This is a genomic window from Streptomyces sp. MUM 203J (assembly GCF_022414595.1).
Taxonomy (GTDB): Bacteria; Actinomycetota; Actinomycetes; order Streptomycetales; family Streptomycetaceae; genus Streptomyces.
Window position 1 is genome coordinate 75,132 of the sequence record NZ_JADWYO010000003.1, and the last position, 16,780, is coordinate 91,911.

19 protein-coding genes and 4 pseudogenes are annotated in these 16,780 nt (G+C 73.2%); 18 read left to right on the forward strand and 5 right to left on the reverse strand.

All coding sequences use genetic code 11. The annotated features are described in order from the left end of the window. Positions 1 to 15: 15 nt before the first annotated feature. Positions 16 to 834 carry a response regulator transcription factor gene (locus I3F58_RS03075; protein WP_240106595.1) on the reverse strand — a complete coding sequence of 273 codons (819 nt, stop codon included), beginning with the start codon at positions 832 to 834 and terminating at the stop codon, positions 16 to 18. Between the two features lie 360 nt (positions 835 to 1,194). Between I3F58_RS03075 and I3F58_RS03080 the strand changes: the two are divergent. The 8 genes and pseudogenes from I3F58_RS03080 to I3F58_RS03110 all read left to right on the forward strand — a co-directional run bounded on the left by I3F58_RS03080 (position 1,195) and on the right by I3F58_RS03110 (position 6,375). Further along, a pseudogene (locus I3F58_RS03080) lies at positions 1,195 to 2,093 on the forward strand (alpha/beta hydrolase family protein). Positions 2,094 to 2,108: 15 nt separating this feature from the next. Continuing rightward, complete coding sequence (locus tag I3F58_RS03085; protein WP_240106596.1) at positions 2,109 to 2,363, forward strand: MoaD/ThiS family protein; 255 nt, start codon at positions 2,109 to 2,111, stop codon at positions 2,361 to 2,363. Between the two features lie 10 nt (positions 2,364 to 2,373). Then, positions 2,374 to 3,474 (forward strand): hypothetical protein, encoded by a 1,101-nt coding sequence (locus I3F58_RS03090; protein WP_240106597.1) that lies wholly within the window; start codon positions 2,374 to 2,376, stop codon positions 3,472 to 3,474. A gap of 170 nt (positions 3,475 to 3,644) precedes the next feature. Further along, positions 3,645 to 4,334, forward strand: coding sequence for a DUF2993 domain-containing protein (locus I3F58_RS03095; RefSeq protein WP_240106598.1), 690 nt, complete (start codon positions 3,645 to 3,647; stop codon positions 4,332 to 4,334). 199 nt (positions 4,335 to 4,533) lie between these two features. Then, positions 4,534 to 4,614 (forward strand): putative leader peptide, encoded by an 81-nt coding sequence (locus tag I3F58_RS29730; RefSeq protein WP_350203226.1) that lies wholly within the window; start codon positions 4,534 to 4,536, stop codon positions 4,612 to 4,614. A gap of 184 nt (positions 4,615 to 4,798) precedes the next feature. Beyond that, entirely contained in the window at positions 4,799 to 5,644 is an 846-nt protein-coding gene (locus I3F58_RS03100; RefSeq protein WP_240106599.1) for a sulfurtransferase, read from the forward strand. 39 nt (positions 5,645 to 5,683) lie between these two features. Further along, a complete protein-coding gene (locus tag I3F58_RS03105; RefSeq protein WP_149181326.1) occupies positions 5,684 to 5,971 on the forward strand; it encodes a DUF1416 domain-containing protein in 288 nt (95 codons plus the stop codon). A 119-nt stretch (positions 5,972 to 6,090) separates the two neighbouring features. Beyond that, positions 6,091 to 6,375, forward strand: coding sequence for a DUF3099 domain-containing protein (locus I3F58_RS03110; RefSeq protein WP_240106600.1), 285 nt, complete (start codon positions 6,091 to 6,093; stop codon positions 6,373 to 6,375). A gap of 87 nt (positions 6,376 to 6,462) precedes the next feature. Here I3F58_RS03110 and I3F58_RS29560 read toward each other — a convergent pair. Together I3F58_RS29560 and I3F58_RS03120 are read right to left on the reverse strand one after the other, a co-directional pair. After that, a pseudogene (locus tag I3F58_RS29560) lies at positions 6,463 to 6,606 on the reverse strand (oxidoreductase); the annotation flags it as partial. A gap of 237 nt (positions 6,607 to 6,843) precedes the next feature. Continuing rightward, entirely contained in the window at positions 6,844 to 7,209 is a 366-nt protein-coding gene (locus I3F58_RS03120; RefSeq protein WP_240106601.1) for a DsrE family protein, read from the reverse strand. A gap of 246 nt (positions 7,210 to 7,455) precedes the next feature. Between I3F58_RS03120 and I3F58_RS03125 the strand changes: the two genes are divergently transcribed. The 3 genes from I3F58_RS03125 to I3F58_RS03135 all read left to right on the forward strand — a co-directional run bounded on the left by I3F58_RS03125 (position 7,456) and on the right by I3F58_RS03135 (position 9,582). Continuing rightward, positions 7,456 to 8,028, forward strand: coding sequence for an FABP family protein (locus tag I3F58_RS03125; protein ID WP_240106602.1), 573 nt, complete (start codon positions 7,456 to 7,458; stop codon positions 8,026 to 8,028). Positions 8,029 to 8,108: 80 nt separating this feature from the next. Then, positions 8,109 to 8,591 carry a Fur family transcriptional regulator gene (locus I3F58_RS03130; RefSeq protein WP_240106603.1) on the forward strand — a complete coding sequence of 161 codons (483 nt, stop codon included), beginning with the start codon at positions 8,109 to 8,111 and terminating at the stop codon, positions 8,589 to 8,591. A 10-nt stretch (positions 8,592 to 8,601) separates the two neighbouring features. Then, on the forward strand, positions 8,602 to 9,582 hold the full coding sequence (locus I3F58_RS03135; protein ID WP_240106604.1) for a folate-binding protein YgfZ: 981 nt from the start codon (positions 8,602 to 8,604) through the stop codon (positions 9,580 to 9,582). A 9-nt stretch (positions 9,583 to 9,591) separates the two neighbouring features. Here the strand turns inward: I3F58_RS03135 and dtd are convergent, their stop codons facing one another. Next, a complete protein-coding gene (dtd, locus tag I3F58_RS03140) occupies positions 9,592 to 10,017 on the reverse strand; it encodes a D-aminoacyl-tRNA deacylase (protein ID WP_240106605.1) in 426 nt (141 codons plus the stop codon). Positions 10,018 to 10,136: 119 nt separating this feature from the next. Between dtd and I3F58_RS03145 the strand changes: the two genes are divergently transcribed. The 3 genes from I3F58_RS03145 (at position 10,137) to I3F58_RS03155 (ending at position 13,511) form a co-directional block, all read left to right on the forward strand. Beyond that, positions 10,137 to 10,799, forward strand: coding sequence for an ABC transporter substrate-binding protein (locus I3F58_RS03145; RefSeq protein WP_240106606.1), 663 nt, complete (start codon positions 10,137 to 10,139; stop codon positions 10,797 to 10,799). A gap of 63 nt (positions 10,800 to 10,862) precedes the next feature. After that, positions 10,863 to 12,125 (forward strand): GNAT family N-acetyltransferase, encoded by a 1,263-nt coding sequence (locus tag I3F58_RS03150; RefSeq protein WP_240106607.1) that lies wholly within the window; start codon positions 10,863 to 10,865, stop codon positions 12,123 to 12,125. A 216-nt stretch (positions 12,126 to 12,341) separates the two neighbouring features. Next, positions 12,342 to 13,511, forward strand: a complete 1,170-nt coding sequence (locus tag I3F58_RS03155) for an ATP-grasp domain-containing protein (RefSeq protein WP_240106608.1) — start codon at positions 12,342 to 12,344, stop codon at positions 13,509 to 13,511. Between the two features lie 89 nt (positions 13,512 to 13,600). Here the strand turns inward: I3F58_RS03155 and I3F58_RS03160 are convergent, their stop codons facing one another. Next, positions 13,601 to 14,488 (reverse strand): NAD(P)-dependent oxidoreductase, encoded by an 888-nt coding sequence (locus I3F58_RS03160; protein ID WP_240106609.1) that lies wholly within the window; start codon positions 14,486 to 14,488, stop codon positions 13,601 to 13,603. Positions 14,489 to 14,573: 85 nt separating this feature from the next. On the opposite strand from I3F58_RS03160, the gene I3F58_RS03165 reads away from it, so the two are divergent. The 4 genes and pseudogenes from I3F58_RS03165 (at position 14,574) to I3F58_RS03180 (ending at position 16,764) form a co-directional block, all read left to right on the forward strand. Beyond that, complete coding sequence (locus tag I3F58_RS03165) at positions 14,574 to 14,927, forward strand: helix-turn-helix domain-containing protein (RefSeq protein ID WP_240106610.1); 354 nt, start codon at positions 14,574 to 14,576, stop codon at positions 14,925 to 14,927. Between the two features lie 460 nt (positions 14,928 to 15,387). Next, a pseudogene (locus I3F58_RS03170) lies at positions 15,388 to 15,756 on the forward strand (helix-turn-helix domain-containing protein); the annotation flags it as partial. A 49-nt stretch (positions 15,757 to 15,805) separates the two neighbouring features. Then, positions 15,806 to 16,291 (forward strand): annotated as a pseudogene (locus I3F58_RS03175) (hypothetical protein); the annotation flags it as partial. A gap of 137 nt (positions 16,292 to 16,428) precedes the next feature. Beyond that, entirely contained in the window at positions 16,429 to 16,764 is a 336-nt protein-coding gene (locus tag I3F58_RS03180) for a DUF2516 family protein (protein ID WP_240106612.1), read from the forward strand. Positions 16,765 to 16,780 lie beyond the last annotated feature (16 nt).

The window sequence follows — 16,780 nt, forward strand, 5'->3', positions numbered from 1 at the left end:
TCTACGCGGGGTGACCTACCTCTGGGCAGGTCGCACGGCTGCTTCCTGTGCTTCCTTCGGGTTCTCCGTGTCGCCCATACGGAGGATGTCCGGCGTGTCCTTCTTGGTGCGCGCCGCCTTCTGTGCACCCGCCGCCCTGGCCTCCTCGGCCGCGCGCTCCACCTTCTCGGGCGCCACGAACCGGTAGCCCACGTTCCGGACCGTGCCGATCAGCGACTCGTGCTCCGGGCCCAGCTTCGCCCGCAGCCGCCGTACGTGGACGTCGACCGTCCGCGTACCGCCGAAGTAGTCGTAACCCCACACCTCCTGGAGCAGCTGGGCGCGGGTGAAGACCCGGCCGGGGTGCTGCGCCAGGTACTTCAGCAGCTCGAACTCCTTGAAGGTCAGGTCCAGGACCCGTCCCTTCAGCTTCGCGCTGTACGTGGCCTCGTCCACCGACAGGTCGCCGTTGCGGATCTCCATGGGCGAGTCGTCCGTGGTCAGCTGCTGGCGGCCGGTCGCCAGCCGCAGCCGCGCCTCCACCTCGGCGGGGCCCGCGGTGTCCAGCAGGACGTCGTCCACGCCCCAGTCGGCGGTGACGGCGGCGAGGCCGCCCTCGGTCACCACGAGCAGCAGCGGGCAGCCGGGACCCGTGGAGCGGAGCAGCTGGCACAGCGACCGCACCTGCGGCAGGTCGCGGCGGCCGTCGACCAGGATGACGTCCGCCCCGGGGGTGTCCACCAGCGCGGGGCCCTCGGCGGGTGCCACGCGCACGTTGTGCAGCAGCAGGCCGAGCGCCGGAAGTACCTCGGTCGACGGCTGGAGGGCGTTCGTGAGGAGCAGCAGAGAACTCATCGCGTCGTCCCTCCCCCGAGCCCCCGGCCCCGCTCGGGCAGGGGGGACCTCCATCCCCGGGTCGTTCGATCGGCTCGCCCTGAGGCCCTGTGGTCGTGCACGGTCAGCTGGCCCATAACGTCGTTTCCTCCTCGGTCCCTGCGGAGGGGGGTACCCCCTTGCCCGAACGGAGCCGGGAGCCCGGGGGAGTCTGCGGCACTGCTTCTGCGGTTGGTACTGCGGCTCCCGCGCCCTGAGAGCCTTTGTTCACCCGCCTGTAACAACGGCCGGAAAACACAAAAGGACCCGGGGGCTGCTTTGCCCGGATCCTCTGGCGCCAGAATAGCCCACATGCGTTCCGGAACAGAGGGTTCATTTCACATGGTGGATGTCTCCTCGCTCACGCGTGGTCGGCCACGCGACACCTTGACGACCTTTTTGCGCATCTCCGACGGGGTGCGGCCGGAAGCCCGGTACGAGCCCTGCGCCACCGGTCCGGCCGGGACCTAGACGGTCCTCGCGCACGGCTCGGCGGCTCCGTGGACCGCCCCGCCGTGCGCCGCGCGGCACGGGTGCTCGCACGGCACGCGGCGGCCGTGACCTTGTCGCTCCGGGGCGCGGCCGGCCGGGTGGCCGGTCCACGCCCGGGGACCGGGAGGTCCGCGATGTGGCCTGGGCTCGCGCCCTGGGGCAGGCGCGCGTGGCGACGGCCGGTTTCTCGGGTGGGGGTCCCCCTGTCCGGGCGACGCCGAGAACTCGGAGGAGGTTCGGTGGTGCTGCGGCACGCGGAGCTGTACGGGCAGGAGCACGGGGGGCGCACGGAAGCGCGCATCGATGCCGTCGCATCCGTCAGTGCGCCCGCGCGCTGGCATTACCGGGGTACGGATCCGATGCGCCGCGTCCACCGGCTGATCACCCGGCCGGAGGGGCGGCCGGAGGGCCGCTACGGGTTCGGTACGCGGATCGACGACCGGGAGGGGGATCCGGTACCGCTGTCCCCGGTGGAGGCCGTGCCGCTGATCGCACCGACCCCGCTGCTCGTGGTCCACGGGGACCGGGACCCGTACTTCCCTCTGGATGACCCGCGGATGCCGGCCGAGGCGGCGGGCGGGCCGGCGGACCTGTGGCCGGAGCACGGCATGGGGCACGCCGAGAACGCCGCCGCCGACGCACTGCCCGGGCGGCTCGGCGGCCGGCCGGCGGCGGCCGAGGCGCCGGCCGACGGAGCGGCGGAGGCGTCGGCCGGGGTGCCGGCGGCGTGGCCCATCATGGAAGCCTGACGAAAGGAGCGCCCTATGGCAGCGGGAACCATCCGCTACTGGGCCGCGGCCAAGGCCGCCGCCGGTACCGGCGAGGAGCCGTACGCCGCGGAGACCCTCGCCGAGGCACTGGCCGCCGCCCGCGAGCGGCACCCCGGGGAGCTGGTCCGGGTGTTGCAGCGGTGCTCGTTCCTGGTGGACGGCGATCCCGTGGGCACCCGCGGGCATGAGACGGTACGGCTGGCCGAGGGCGGCACGGTCGAGGTGCTCCCGCCGTTCGCAGGAGGGTGAACCCCAGAGCATGAGCAGTGACCAGCAGTACCCGTACGAGCCGTACCCGGCTCCCGGGACGTACGCCGACCCCGCCGCGGACCCGGACGTCGCGCAGACCTGGGAGGGGCAGACCTGGGACACCCGGCACCAGCCCGTGGTCGGGGCGACCGAGCCCTACGCGTTCCCCCAGCAGGCGGCCGCTCCGGCCGCCGGGCCCTCCGGGTACGACGCGCCCATCGGGGGTACCCCCGGCCCGGAGAGCTTGGGGGCGTACGTGCCGCCGGTGACGGACCAGCAGCCCCCCGCCCCGCCCGCCGCCTCCGCCGAACCGGCCTACGGCGCGCCCACCACCCGGGGCAGCGCCCGGATGACGGACGCCCAGCGGGCCCGCGCCGAGGGCCGGTCACCGATCATTCCGCCCGGCATCCAGCCCGCCGGGCTCACCGCACTGCTCGGCGTCCTGCTCGCCGTGGGCGCGGGCATCGGCCCGTACGCGCTGCTGGTGCCCGTGGTGCTGCTCCAGGCGGTCACCGCCGCCGGGTGGTTCCGGCTGAACGGCATGTGGCCCGCCCGCCAGGGCATCGCGCTGGCCTTCCTGGGCGGGGTCGTCGCGGACGGCGCGCTGCTGGCCGCGGGCCGGGAGAACGCGCCCGCCGCGATCCTCGGCACGCTCGGCGCGTGGGTGCTGCTCGTCCTGGTCCTCCAGCTGCGCAGCCACGCGGCGGCGGAGGAGCGGATGTACGGGCTGATGGCGACGGTCGTGTCCTCCGCCCTGGCGATCGTGGCGGCGGGCTTCCTGGCGGCCGAGCAGAACGCGGCCCTGGTGGGCGCCCTCGCGGTCGGCGCGGCCGTGGTCGCCCGCGCCCTGCCGCTGCCCGGGGCCGCTTCCCCGGTCGTGGCGCTGCTCGCGGCCGCGGGCGCGGGGATCGCGGCCGGCGCGGCGACCGGTGGGGGCGGCGGGCTGGTCAGCGCCGTGTTCGGGCTGGTGGCCGGGGCCTGCGGGGTGATCGGCCTGCGGGTGGCCAGCTACGACTACCCGTCCCGGTTCGTCCACATGACCGCGGGCGTCGCGCTGCCGCTCGCCCTGGCCGCCCCTGTGGTGTACCTGCTGGGGCGTGCGCTGGGATGAGGCCGCGCCGGGGCGCCGCCGGTTGGCGCACGGTGCGGGTGTGGCGTGTGTGACGTCGTGTGCGGTGGGGGAACCAATCGGTAACCCAGGTCCGTATACGCGGGTGGGGAGTAACGGACCGGCCCGTCCCGACCGGACGGGCACACCGAAAAGCGGGGGAGCGCCGACGCATGCGAGCACTGCGGATACTGCTGGTCCTGGCCGTCGTCCTCGGTGGCCTGTTCGCCATCGGGGACCGGCTGGCGCTGCGCGAGGCCGAGTCCGAGGCCGCCTCGCGCATCCGGGTCTCCCAGGGCCTGTCCTCGGACCCGGCCGTGTCGATTCACGGCTTCCCGTTTCTGACGCAGGTGCTGGACAAGCGGTTCGAACAGGTCGATCTGAGCATGGCGGGGGTCGCCGCGACCGTGGGCGACAGGCAGGTGCGGGTGGGCGAGCTGACGGCCGAACTGCGGGACGTGCGGGTGGAGGGGGACTACACCCGGGCGGTCGCCGCCACCGCGAGCGGCACGGCACGCATCTCGTACGGGGAACTGCGCAAGATCTCTGACAGCGACGTCACCCTGGAGTACGGCGGCGACGGCAAGATCAAGGTCACCGGGACGGTGGAGATCCTGGGCCGGAAGCTCACCCGCAGCGTGCTGTCGACGGTGAGCGTCGTGGACGGCTCCACGATCAGGGTGCGGGCCGACCAGGTGCCGGGGGAGGGCATCCCCATGCTGGAGGAACTCGTCCGGCAGCGCACCGACTTCGACCGCGAGGTGGGCGGCTTCCCGGCGGGTCTGGAGATCCGCGAGGTCGAGGCGACCGCGGACGGGCTGATGGTGACGGTGGGCGGCAAGGACGTCGTCCTGACGGGCTGACCTCCCACCGGACGGGCTTCATGGCCACATGGTGAGACGAGACCGTCCGCAGGCCAGACGAAGTGCGGGGACGGCCTCGGCGCGGCCGGACGGCGGGGCCCCCGGAACCGTCGAGGATCTCGCCATGTGGATGATCCAGTCTCGACATATGACACGCCGGTGACACGGTCGCCCATCCCTCCCTACGATCGGGGCCATGATGAAGCGACAGGCGGACCTCACGAAGCGGCGGGCAGTAGACCTGTGCCGCGTCGCCGCCATGCTCTGTCGCACTGTCTGAGCGGGATCCGCAACCCCGCGTCTTTCGGCCCTTCCGCCCTGGGGGGCCTTCCCTGTGCCGCAGCCGCCCCGCACCCTCGTACCCGAGGGGAAGACGCACGCGTAGAGCGCTCGGCGCGGCCCACCGCACCCACCCATCCTGCCGATCACATCCCGCCGCAGACTGCCCCGGAGGAGAAGACAGCATGAGCCGCAGTGACGTCCTGGTAGACGCCGACTGGGTCGAGGCCCGCATCGACGACCCCAAGGTCGTGATCGTGGAGGTCGACGAGGACACGTCCGCGTACGACAAGAACCACATCAGGAACGCCGTTCGCATCGACTGGAAGCAGGACCTCCAGGACCCGGTCCGCCGTGACTTCGTCGACCAGGAGGGCTTCGAGAAGCTGCTCTCCGCGAAGGGCATCGCCAACGACGACACGGTCGTCCTCTACGGCGGCAACAACAACTGGTTCGCGTCCTACGCCTACTGGTACTTCAAGCTCTACGGCCACGAGAGCGTGAAGCTCCTCGACGGCGGTCGCAAGAAGTGGGAGCTGGACTCCCGCGACCTGGTCGACGGCGCCGAGGTGCCCGACCGCCCGGCCACCCAGTACCGGGCCAAGGCCCAGGACTCCTCGATCCGCGCCTTCCGCGACGACGTCGTGGCCGCGATCGGCAGCCTGAACCTGGTCGACGTCCGCTCCCCCGACGAGTTCAGCGGCAAGCTGCTCGCCCCGGCCCACCTTCCGCAGGAGCAGTCGCAGCGCCCCGGTCACGTGCCGAGCGCGCGCAACATCCCGTGGTCCAAGTCGGCCAACGACGACGGCACCTTCAAGTCCGACGAGGAGCTCACGGAGCTGTACCAGGCCGAGGGCGTCGACCTGGCGAAGGACACCATCGCGTACTGCCGCATCGGTGAGCGCTCCGCCCACACCTGGTTCGTGCTGCACGAGCTGCTCGGCCAGGAGAACGTCAAGAACTACGACGGTTCGTGGACCGAGTACGGCTCCCTCGTCGGTGTGCCGATCGAGCTCGGCGCCAACAAGTAAGACCCCACCAGCCACCCGCGCAAGAGGACAGGTAACGACATGTGTGGAGCACAGGCCGGCGGCCCCGACGCCTCCGCGATCAAGCCCGGTGAGACCACGATCCAGGGCCAGGTGACCCGCGAGGGCGAGCCCGTGACCGGCTACGTCCGGCTGCTGGACTCGACCGGCGAGTTCACCGCCGAGGTCCCGACCTCCGCGACCGGACAGTTCCGCTTCTACGCGGCCGAGGGCACCTGGACCGTCCGTGCCCTGGTGCCGGGCGGCACGGCCGACCGTACGGTCGTCGTGCAGACGGGCGGCCTGGCAGAGGTCGCGATCGCGGTCTGAGGACCGCACCCTGATCGGCCGAAGGGCCGTGCCTCCTGGGGGTTGGACGCTTTCCGGGACTTGAGGCACGGCCCTTCGGTCATGCCCGGAGCCCGGGGCTGTGGTCGTAGCCTGGAGGTATGTACGAGAGGCGCAGGCGTGCCTACTTCGCGATCATGGGGACCTGCCTCGCACTCTTCGTGAGCGCGTTCGCCTTCGTGCGCCTGTGGTCCGTGCCGGTCGCGGTCGGTATGGCCTTCGCCGCGGCGGTGCTGCCGCCGATCGCCGCCTGGGTCGCGAACCGGCGGGGGCCGGACGACCGGTGGTGGGACGACCCGACGGGGGACCCGAAGTCGGACGAGTGGTGGGACGAGCTGGACGGGAAGGCACGGCCGCGGCGGGAGCGGCGGAAGTGGGACGAGTGACCGGTGAAGATTGCCCCGGCCGTCCGGATCCCGGGCGAGCCCCCGGGGCAGCCCCAGGACGGCGGCCTTGCTCACCGCGTACGGGGTCATGCCCGGCCCCGGTACGCGTTCGCCCAGGCACGAGCCGATGGTGACGATCCGTCCGCCGCGCGGCAGATGGCGGGCGGCGGCCTGGGACGTGAGCAACGCGGCCCTTGCGTTGACCCGCAGGGTCCGGTCGGTCACGTCCACGGGGACGTCGGTCAGGGAGTCCCGTACGGCGCCTGGGCCGTGGTGGCCGCCCTGGTGGGGATCACGGCGCTCATGGCGGCGGGCACCGCCACCCGTACCCAGGTGCTGGTCTCCGCCGCGCTCACCGCCGCCCTCGCCGCGGTGGGCCGGTGCGTCAGGCGGCGCGCGGGCGCGGCGTGCCCGTCGGGAGGGTGACCGCGGCGCGGTGCGGGTGCCCCCGCGTCACGCGGTCCCGTGTCAGTACACGACCGCCTGCACGCCGTCCGTCATGATCTCGCTGACGAAGACCTGCGCGCCCGCGATCCGCACGCCGCCGAGGACGTCCTTCTCGGTGATCTCGCGTCGTGCCGCGCACTGGGTGCACAGCGTGATCCGCCCCCCGGCCGCCCGGATGCCGTCGATCAGGTCCGGCAGCGGCGCCGCGTGCGGCAGCGCGAACTCGGCGGCGCGCCCCGGAAGGGCGAACCAGGACGACTCGCCGGTCAGCCAGAGCGACACCTCCACCCCGCTGGCCGCGGCGACCGCCGCCACCGTGAATGCCTGCGAGCAGCGCTCGGGGGCGTCGGCCCCGGCGGTCACCTTGATCACGAGCTTCTTCGCCATGACGGAACTGTATGCCGGGCGAACCTCACACAGAGGGGACGGGGCCCACCCATTAGGCTGGGACGCGGCCCCGTTCCTGTCGCCCACCGCTCATCGAGGAGCACCCCGTGCTTGAGGCATTCTTCTCCGCCCTGCTGGTCCTGGTCTGCGTCGGCGTTCTCGCCTTCGCCGGGCTGGCCGTGAAGAAGCTGTACCAGGGCCAGCGCTGAGCGTGGTCTCCCCCCTCATCCAGAACAGTCAGGCATCATGATCCAGATCCCGTCCGACCTGCACCCGAACCTCGTTCCGCTCGCGTTCCTGCTGGGTACGTGGGAGGGTGCCGGAGTCTTCGACTTCCCCGGTGACGAGAAGTGCAACTTCGGCCAGTCGGTCACCTTCAGCCACGACGGCCGGGACTTCATCGAGTACCACTCGCGCTCCTGGGTCCTGGACGCCGAGGGCACCATGGTGCGCCCGCTGGAGAGCGAGAGCGGCTACTGGCGCATCGACGACCGGCGCCGGGTCGAGGTCGTGATGGTCCGCGACCAGGGCGTCGTCGAGGTCTGGTACGGCGAACTGGCGAAGAACAAGCCGCAGATCGACCTGGCCACCGACGCCGTCGCCCGCACCGAGGCCTCCGGCCCGTACAGCGGAGGCAAGCGGCTCTACGGCTACGTCAAGAGCGACCTCATGTGGGTCGGGGAGAAGGCCACCCCCGAGGTGCCGCTCCGCCCCTACATGTCGGCGCACCTGAAGAAGGTCGTCACCCCGGAGGAGGTCGAGGCCATGGCCAAGAGCCTCGGCGACCTGCCGGACGACGGCATCGCCTTCTTCAAGTAGGCCCGGTTCCCGCAGGCCCGGTTCCGGTGGGCCCGCGACTTCCGGCCGGTGCTCCCGGCGCGCCTCCTACACTGGAGCGCGTGGTGAGCACCGACTGGAAGAGTGATCTCCGGCAGCGCGGTTACCGGCTGACGCCGCAGCGCCAGCTTGTTCTCGAGGCGGTCGACGTGCTGGAGCACGCGACGCCCGACGACATCCTCACCGAGGTGCGCAAGACCGCCTCCGGGGTCAACATCTCCACCGTCTACCGGACGCTGGAGCTGCTGGAGGAGCTGGGGCTGGTCAGCCACGCCCACCTCGGGCACGGCGCCCCCACGTACCACCTCGCCGCCCGCCACCACCACCTCCACCTGGTGTGCCGGGACTGCGGCGACGTGATCGAGGCGGATGTGGAGGTCGCCGCCGAGTTCACCGGCAAGCTGCGGGCCGTGTTCGGGTTCGACACCGACATGAAGCACTTCGCGATCTTCGGACGCTGTGAGCGCTGCGCCGCGGCCGCCCGGGCGGCCGCGGCGGCCGAAGGAGACGACGCGGCCGAAGAGGACGCGGCGGCCGGGTCGTAGGCTGGACGGCATGCAGCGACCATCACCGACCAGCCCTCTGCTGTCCCTGCCCGGCGCGGTCCCCGCCGAGGGGCAGGACGAAGGCGTCGCCGCACACTACGGTGACCCGTTCCGCGAGCAGCGCGCCCTCGCCGCCGGCTCCGGTCTCGTCGACCTGTCCCACCGCGGCGTCATCGCCGTCACCGGCGACGACCGGCTGAGCTGGCTGCACCTGCTGCTCACCCAGCACGTCAGCGAGCTTCCGCCCGGCCAGGCGGCCGACGCCCTGATCCTGTCCGCGAACGGGCACATCGAGCACGCGCTCCATCTCGTCGACGACGGCCACACGGTCTGGGCGCACGTCGAACCGGGCACCCGTGAGCCGCTCCTCGCGTACCTGGAGTCGATGAAGTTCTTCTACCGGGTGGAGATCGCGGACCGCACCGACGAGTTCGCCGTGGTCCACCTCCCGGCCGGATCCCTCGCCAAAGCGCCCGACGGCGTCGTCGTAAGGGAGGCCGCGCACGGCCGCGACCTGTTCCTGCCCCGCGGGGAGCTGGCCGCGTACGCGGAGGAGAACGGACCGCCCGCGGGCGTCCTCGCGTACGAGGCGCTGCGCGTCGAGGCGCACCGGCCCCGGCTCGGCTTCGAGACCGACCACCGGACCATCCCGCACGAGATCGGGCTGATCGGCAGCGCCGTGCACCTCCAGAAGGGCTGCTACCGGGGGCAGGAGACCGTCGCCCGCGTCCACAACCTGGGGAAGCCGCCGCGCAGGCTGGTCTTCCTGCACCTGGACGGGAGCGAGGTGCTCCTGCCCGCGCACGGCGCGCCCGTGCGGCTGGCCTCGGACGGGCCGGACGGCCGCCAGCTCGGCTTCGTCACGACCGCGGTACGGCACCACGAGCTGGGGCCCATCGCGCTGGCGCTGGTGAAGCGGAACGTCCCGGTGGACGCCCCGCTGCTGGCGGGCGGCACGGCGGCGGCGCAGGAGACGGTCGTCGAGCCCTGAGCCCGCGGCTCAGACCTCCAGCAGCACCGTGAACGGGCCGTGGTTGGTGAGCGAGACCCGCATCTCCGCGCCGAAACGGCCCGTCGCCACGGTCGCGCCCAGCTCCCGCAGTCGCGCGGTCACCTCGTCCACCAGCGGCTCGGCCACCGGGCCCGGCGCGGCGGCGTTCCAGGTGGGGCGGCGCCCCTTCCGGGCGTCCCCGTAGAGGGTGAACTGCGAAATCACCAGCAAGGGTGCATTCACGTCCGAGCAGGACTTCTCCCCGTCCAGGATGCGGACACTCCACAGCTTGCGGGCGAGCTGCGCCGCCTTCTCCGGTGTGTCCTCGTGGGTGACGCCGACGAGGACGCACAGGCCCTCCCCGACGATCTCCCCGACCGTCTCGCCCGCGACCTCGACCCGTGCGCCGTCGACCCTCTGTACCACTGCTCGCATACACCCCAACTTACCGACGGCCGAACGGGTGCAGAGCACCTGCACATCGCATGCGGGAGTGGCACCATGCGTGTCAGGCGGTGCCCCTGAGCACCGGTCGAGGGGACGGACGACATCACATGAGCACACCTGGTGCCGGGCAGCGTCCCGGCTTCCTGCCGATGAGCCGCGCCGAGCAGGGCGACCGGGCCCGTCCACCGGCCCAGCGGACCCCGCCCGCCGACCTGGCGGGCCCGGTGACCGGTCCTGCCGTGGCGCTCGGGACCCTCGGGGCCGCCGGGCCCTCGCGGGTGCCCGCGTCGCTGCGGCCGCTGCGGCTGGCCGAGCTGCGCACACTGCGGCGGGACGCGCACACCGACGAGGCGGACCTCAGCTATGTGCGGCGGCTGCTCCAGGGCCGGATCGACATCCTCCGGGCCGAGCTGTCGCGGCGGGCCGGCCCCGAGGTGCCGGTGGTCGACCGGCTGTCGGAGATCCTGGCGGACACCCCGTCACCGGGGGGTGTCGGGAGGCGCAGCTCGGCGCGGCACGTGACGCTGTCGACGCCGCGCAGCGAGGAGATCCGGCTGCTGGCGGCGGAGATGCTGGCCGAGGTGGAGCTGTCCGACCTGGACGCCCGCACGGACGACGAACTGCGCGAGGCCATGGGCCGGCTGGCCCGGTGCGAGCAGCAGGTCTCCCGGCGGCGCCAGGAGTTGCAGCGTACGGCCGACGAGTGCAGCGCGGAGATCGCCCGCCGGTACCGGGAGGGCGAGGCGCAGGTGGACGACCTGCTGGCCTGAACGGGGCCCGCGCTCACGGAAACCCGGGTGCGGCGGGCCGGGCTGCTGCCTAGCGTGACGCCCATGACTTCCCCCGCCGCTTCCGGTGTCGTCGTCCGCCACGTCACCGAGGACGACTTCCCCGACTGGCTGCTTGCACACAAGGTCGGCTTCCTCAGGCCGCCGGTCGTGACGGACGAGGAAGTGGCCCTCAGGCGGAAGGTCCTCGACCCGGAGCGGACGCGGGGCGCCTTCGACGGCGCCCGGTGCGTGGGCACATTCCTGTCGTTCGCCCAGGAGCTGACGGCGGTCGGCGGGACGGCGGTCCCCGCGGGCGCGGTGACGGGCGTGACGGTGTCCCCCACGCACCGCCGCCGCGGCGTGCTGAGCCGGATGATGAACGCCGAGCTGGCGGAGGCGAAGGAGCGCGGGGACGTCGTCTCCACGCTGTGCCCCACCGAGTACCCGATCTACGGGCGGTACGGGTTCGGCCCGGCCGCGTGGACGACCGTGTGGGACGTCGACGTGACCCGCGCCGGGCTCGACCCGCGCTGGTCGGGTCCGGAGGACGGCGGCCGTGTCGACCTCGTCGACGGCGCGGCGATCCGGGAGACCGCTCCCGCCGTGCACGACCGGGTGCGCGCGGTGCGGCATGGCGTGGTGAGCCGTTCGGAGCGGGTCTGGCAGCGCGACACGGGGGTGGACCTGGCGCCCGGCGAACCGTGGACCGAGCCGTTCTACGTCGTCTACCGCGACGCGTCGGGGGAGCCGGCCGGCCACGCCGCGTACACCGTCGAAAGGGAGCGGGACGGCGGTGCCCAGCCGATCGGCACGGCCGGCGTCCGGGAGCTGATGGCGGCCACCCCGGCGGCCGAGCGGGCACTGTGGCGGTACCTGTGCGCGATCGACCGGGTGACCCGGGTGCGCAGCGGCCGCCGGGCCCCCGACGACCTGCTGCCGGAGCTGCTGCCGGATCCGCGGGCGGCGCGGGTGGTGTCGCACGTGGACCTGCTGTGGGTGCGGGTCCTCGACGTCGTACGGGCGCTGGAGTCGCGGACGTACGAAACGGCGGGTTCGCTGGTGCTTGAGGTGCGGGACAGGGCGGGGCTGGCGGAGGGCCGGTTCCGGCTGGAGGCCTCACCGGAGGGGGCGGCGTGCGGGCCCACCACCGAGACGCCAGAACTGATCGTGGATGTCGCCGAGTTGGGCGCACTGTGGCTGGGGGAGTCGTCGGTGGCGCGGCTGGTGGTCCTGGGCCGTGCCGAGGAGACCCGGGCGGGGGCGGCGGCTCGGGCGGACCTGCTGCTGCGGGCGGCGCGGCGGGCGTGGTGCCCGGACGTCTTCTAGAACCGGGCGACGGGTTCGCACGGTTCGCCACCGCGGGCTTCGCCACCACCGGGCCGGAGCCGCGCCGGAGACCGCCGTGCCGACGCCGCCGTGGAGTGACCGCTCTGCGGGGGAGCGGGGCGGGGCGGGCGCCCCGGGCCGGGGCCTCGGAGGGGCGGACCGGCGTGGAGGGCCGGGCTAGGATCGGGGGAGCTGGGGACGCGGGGGTGTGGGCCGGTGACGCTGGTGGTGGTGGGGGCGAGCGGTGAGGTCGCACAGGCCGCCGCGGGACTGCCGGGGGACGTCGTTCTCGTACGGATGCCCGGGGCGCCGCGGCTGAAGGGCGCCTCCGTACGGGAGTTCGCTGTGGACTATCAGCACGGGCCCAGTTTCCGTGACTTCGTCGACGGGGTGCTCCGGCGGATCGCGCCCGTGGCCGTCCTCTCGCTGACCGAGCTGGGGCTCGAGCCCGCTGCCGCTGCCGCCCGGCGGCTGGGTGCGGTCGGCGTGGCCCCGGAGGCCGTACGGGACACGCGGGACAAGGTGCGGATGCGGCGCGCGCTGGAGCGGACGGCGCCTCAGCTGAATCCGCCGTTCGCGGCGGGGGACGACGAACGGGGCCTGGTGGAGAGGGTGTTCGGGGACGGGTGTGCTGTCGTCGCCAAGCCCGCGGGCGGAACCGGGAGCCATGGTGTGCGGTTGCTGAGGGAGATGGCGGAGCTGGGGGAGGAGCTCCGGTGTCCCGGGGTCGTGCTGGAACGGTACGTGGAGGGACGGGAGTTCAGTGTGGAGGCGCTGTCCTCGGGCGGGCGGCACCGGATCATGGGAGTGGCGGAGAAGCGGGTCGGGCCGGGCGGGTTCGTCGAGGTGGCCCATGTGATGCCGCCGCCTGAACTGGAGGCGGGGGCCGAGGGGCGTGTCGTGGGGGCGGTGGAGGAGCTGCTGGACGCGGTGGGGCTTGCCGACGGGCCCAGTCACACCGAGGTCAAGCTGGGGGGCGACGGCCGGGTCACCGTCATCGAGACCCACACGCGGCCCGGTGGTGACGGGATCCCCGACCTCGTACGGCTCACCACCGGGGTCGACTGGCGGCGGGCCGCGCTCGGGTGGGCCCTCGGGGAGGAACCCCGTCGAGGGGAGCCGGCCGCGAAGGCCGCCGCGAGCGTGTTCCTGACCGCGCCGCCCGGGCGAGTGGCCCTCGTGCACCCGGCGCCCGCGCCGCCGCACGTGGACCTTGCCGCCTGGGAGGTGTACGTCGAGCCGGGCGACCCCGTGCAGCCCCTGCGGTCCTCCGCGGACCGGCTCGGTATGGCCCTGCTGACCAGCGGAGACGGCCCTGCGGCCTGCGCCGCCGCCGTCGACGGGCTGCTGGCCCGGCCCGTCGTCGTGACCGAGCCTGAGCCCTGAGCCCGGGACCTCCCGCGGCACGCCGGTGCGCGCCGACCCGCCGCGCCGCTCCCCGGGGGCCGGGGTCTCCGGGAGACGGGGGCAGCCCCTCACCGCCGCCCGAGCACCTCCGCGATCCGCACGAAGCCGTCCGTCCCGTGCCCCAGCCCTATCGCGCGCCGCGCCATCCCCTCGGCCGCGCGCATCACGCCCGCGTCGATGCCGTGGTCCTCGGACGTCTCCACGACATGGGCCATGGACGACACCGCCGAGGTCATCGGGTTGAGCTCGCCCGAGAACGTGCCGTTCTCCACGTCCCCCGCGACCTCGTCCATCAGCGGCGGCAGAATCGCGGCGATCCCCTTCGCGAACGGTGCCAGCTCTCCGGGCGTGACACCCTCCGCACCGGCCACCGCGAGCGCGTGGGCGTATCCCGCCATCGAGGTCCAGAAGATGTCGAGCAGTGCGATGTCGTACGCCGCTGCCCGCCCGACGTCCTCCCCGAGGTGCGTGTGCGTGCCCGGCAGCGCCTCCAGTACGGGCCGCGCTCCCTCGTACAGGTCCTTCGGGCCGCTGTGGATGAACACTGCCGCCGGAGTGCCGATCGTCGTGGCCGGAGTCATGATCGCGCCGTCCAGGTAGCGGATGCCGTGCCCGGCGGCCCAAGCGGCCGAACGGCGGGCCCGGTCGGGTGTGTCGGCGGTGAGGTTCACGAGCGTGCGGCCGTGAAGCGCGGCGGCCACCGGGGCGGGCCGCAGGACGGCGTCGGCCGCCGTGTAGTCGACCACGCACACCACGGTCACGTCGCTCGCGGCGACCGCAGCCTCGGCGGACGGGGCACTCACCGCGCCACGCGCGACCGGCTCGCGGTCCTTGCCGGGCGTACGGTTCCAGACGGTGGTGCGCAGCCCGGCGTCCAGGAAGGCCCCGGCCAGGGCGCGGCCCATGGGCCCGAGGCCGAGCACGGTGACGGTGGAGGGGACGGGGGACGAAGACATCGGGTAACTCCGTTACAGGAAGGGTCAGGAGAGAGAGTGCGGCCGGACGGAAGCGGTCGCACGGGAGGAAGCGGGGGAACCGACGATGACGCGCAGCCGGGCCCGGGACACCGATGTGTGCGGGGTGACCGCCGCGATCGCCGTGATCGACGGCAAGTGGAAGACGCTGCTGCTGTGGCTGCTCGAATCCGGGCCGCACCGGCCCGGTGAGCTGCGCCGGCGCGCGCCGGGCCTCAGCGAGAAGGTGTTGACTCAGGCCCTCCGCGAGATGGAGGCCGACGGCCTCGTGCACCGGGAGGCGTACGACGAACTGCCGCTGAAGACCGTGTACTCGCTGACGCCGTTCGGGCGGGACCTGGCCGAGGCGCTGGAACCGCTGGCCGCATGGGGGCACCGCCGCCTGGAGCGCCTGGTGGAAGCCGAGCGGCAGGCCTTGTGACCTGCTGGGTGTGTGCGGGGGATCCTCCTTCCCTCGGGCGGTGCGCGGGGCGGCTGATCACCAGGTTCGCTCCGCCCGGCGGGCGTGGACAAGTACCCACAAAAAAGTGGCTACGGACCCACGTGCCGGTGTGGGTGACATCGCTCGCGAAGCCCGTCGGCTCACTGATCGGCCCGCCCTCCCGGGCACCCCTGCCCCGGGGCGGGGCGGGGGCCCGCGGCCGACGCGCGGACGCGGACGGGCGACGCCCCGCGGCGTGTTGTCCGGTGAGGGCTCCGGGCGTGCCGGGGCCCTCGTGCGCCGGGGAGTCCGGCGGTCTCCTCGGGGCCGCCCCTGCCCCGCCGTCCGTCCGGTTCCGGGCTGTCGCCCGCGCTTCCCGACGGCCGGAAAGCCCCGCACTCGCCTGCTCGACAGCAAGCATCTGCTTGCAATAGTTAGCGGGATGCTGCACGATCGGGGCATGGCATCGCTCAATGTCGGCAGTCTCGGCGAGTTCCTCCGCGAGCAGCGGCGCAGCGCGCAGCTCTCGTTGCGGCAGCTCGCGGAGGCGGCCGGGGTGTCGAACCCGTACCTGAGCCAGATCGAGCGCGGGCTGCGGAAGCCCAGCGCGGAGGTGCTCCAGCAGGTCGCCAAGGCGCTGCGGATCTCCGCCGAGACGCTGTACGTGCGCGCCGGGATCCTGGACGAGCAGGGCCGGGAGGACCTGGAGACGCGGGCCGCCATCCTCGCGGACCCGGCGATCAGCGAGCGGCAGAAGCAGGTGCTCCTCCAGATCTACGACTCGTTCCGCAAGGAGAACGCGGCCGAGGCCGCCGAGAGCGGTGCGAGCGGTGCCACGACCGAAGCCTGACCCGCGCAACACGGGAGGAACCGAATCCATGGCCATCATCGACGAGCTGCGCACCCCCCTCTACTTCGCCGCCGGCACGGCCGACCTCGCCGTCCAGCAGGCGCGCAGGATCGCCGCCGAGGCGCCGGCCCGCATCGACCAGGTCCGTCAGACCGACCCGAAGGCCGTGCAGGAGAAGGTGACCGCCCAGGCCAAGGAGGCGCAGGCGGTCGTCCAGGCCAAGTTCACCGAGCTGGTGGGCGGCTTCGACGCCGAGCAGCTGAAGAAGCTCGGGGAGAGCGCCCAGGGGCTCGCCCTGCGCGGAGTCGGCGTCGCCGCCGAGTACGCGGTCAGGGCGCGCGAGACGTACGAGAAGGTCGCGGAGCACGGCGAGCAGACCGTGAAGGTGTGGCGCGGCGAGGACGCCGAGGGGGGCGCGGAGCGCGGCACGGTCACCGAGATCGCCGTCGCCGTCGAGCCCGAGGCGAAGGCCGGGCCCGAGGACAGGACCGAGCCCGGGGCCAAGGCCGAGCCCGGGAAGTAGGGGTCGCAGGTGTACGCCCGGTCGGCGGTGGGGAACCTCTGTCGGCCGGGCACATTCACGGGACCCGGGGCGTTGTACGGGTACCGTGGCAGCGAGGCGCTTCAACCACTTCCTAGGCGGTGCTCACGATGCTGATGTCCGGGTTCCAGTCCCTGATGGGGCTGCTCTTCCTCGCCATGGCCGTCTTGGCGGTGGTGGCGCTGGTCTTCGCCGTCCTCGCGCGTGAGGACGCCTACCGCGCCGCCGACAAGCAGACCAAGAAGTTCTGGCTGATCATCCTGGGCATCACGGTCGTGATCGACCTGTTCCTGCCGATCCTGTTCCTCCAGATCGCCGGTCTCATCGCTTCGATCGTCTTCATGGTGGACGTCCGCCCCGCGCTCCGGCAGGTCTCCGGCGGCGGTCCCCGCCGCGGCGGCTCCAGCAGCGACGGGCCGTACGGCCCCTACAACGGCGGCCGGTAGGCGCCTGCCCCCAGGG

Coding starts and splice junctions, on each gene's coding strand:
- I3F58_RS03075 (WP_240106595.1), bottom strand. CDS start 834: ATGAGTTCTCTGCTGCTCCTCACGAACGCCCTCCAGCCGTCGACCGAG.
- I3F58_RS03085 (WP_240106596.1), top strand. CDS start 2,109: ATGGCAGCGGGAACCATCCGCTACTGGGCCGCGGCCAAGGCCGCCGCC.
- I3F58_RS03090 (WP_240106597.1), top strand. CDS start 2,374: ATGAGCAGTGACCAGCAGTACCCGTACGAGCCGTACCCGGCTCCCGGG.
- I3F58_RS03095 (WP_240106598.1), top strand. CDS start 3,645: ATGCGAGCACTGCGGATACTGCTGGTCCTGGCCGTCGTCCTCGGTGGC.
- I3F58_RS29730 (WP_350203226.1), top strand. CDS start 4,534: ATGAAGCGACAGGCGGACCTCACGAAGCGGCGGGCAGTAGACCTGTGC.
- I3F58_RS03100 (WP_240106599.1), top strand. CDS start 4,799: ATGAGCCGCAGTGACGTCCTGGTAGACGCCGACTGGGTCGAGGCCCGC.
- I3F58_RS03105 (WP_149181326.1), top strand. CDS start 5,684: ATGTGTGGAGCACAGGCCGGCGGCCCCGACGCCTCCGCGATCAAGCCC.
- I3F58_RS03110 (WP_240106600.1), top strand. CDS start 6,091: ATGTACGAGAGGCGCAGGCGTGCCTACTTCGCGATCATGGGGACCTGC.
- I3F58_RS03120 (WP_240106601.1), bottom strand. CDS start 7,209: ATGGCGAAGAAGCTCGTGATCAAGGTGACCGCCGGGGCCGACGCCCCC.
- I3F58_RS03125 (WP_240106602.1), top strand. CDS start 7,456: ATGATCCAGATCCCGTCCGACCTGCACCCGAACCTCGTTCCGCTCGCG.
- I3F58_RS03135 (WP_240106604.1), top strand. CDS start 8,602: ATGCAGCGACCATCACCGACCAGCCCTCTGCTGTCCCTGCCCGGCGCG.
- dtd (WP_240106605.1), bottom strand. CDS start 10,017: ATGCGAGCAGTGGTACAGAGGGTCGACGGCGCACGGGTCGAGGTCGCG.
- I3F58_RS03145 (WP_240106606.1), top strand. CDS start 10,137: ATGAGCACACCTGGTGCCGGGCAGCGTCCCGGCTTCCTGCCGATGAGC.
- I3F58_RS03150 (WP_240106607.1), top strand. CDS start 10,863: ATGACTTCCCCCGCCGCTTCCGGTGTCGTCGTCCGCCACGTCACCGAG.
- I3F58_RS03160 (WP_240106609.1), bottom strand. CDS start 14,488: ATGTCTTCGTCCCCCGTCCCCTCCACCGTCACCGTGCTCGGCCTCGGG.
- I3F58_RS03165 (WP_240106610.1), top strand. CDS start 14,574: ATGACGCGCAGCCGGGCCCGGGACACCGATGTGTGCGGGGTGACCGCC.
- I3F58_RS03180 (WP_240106612.1), top strand. CDS start 16,429: ATGCTGATGTCCGGGTTCCAGTCCCTGATGGGGCTGCTCTTCCTCGCC.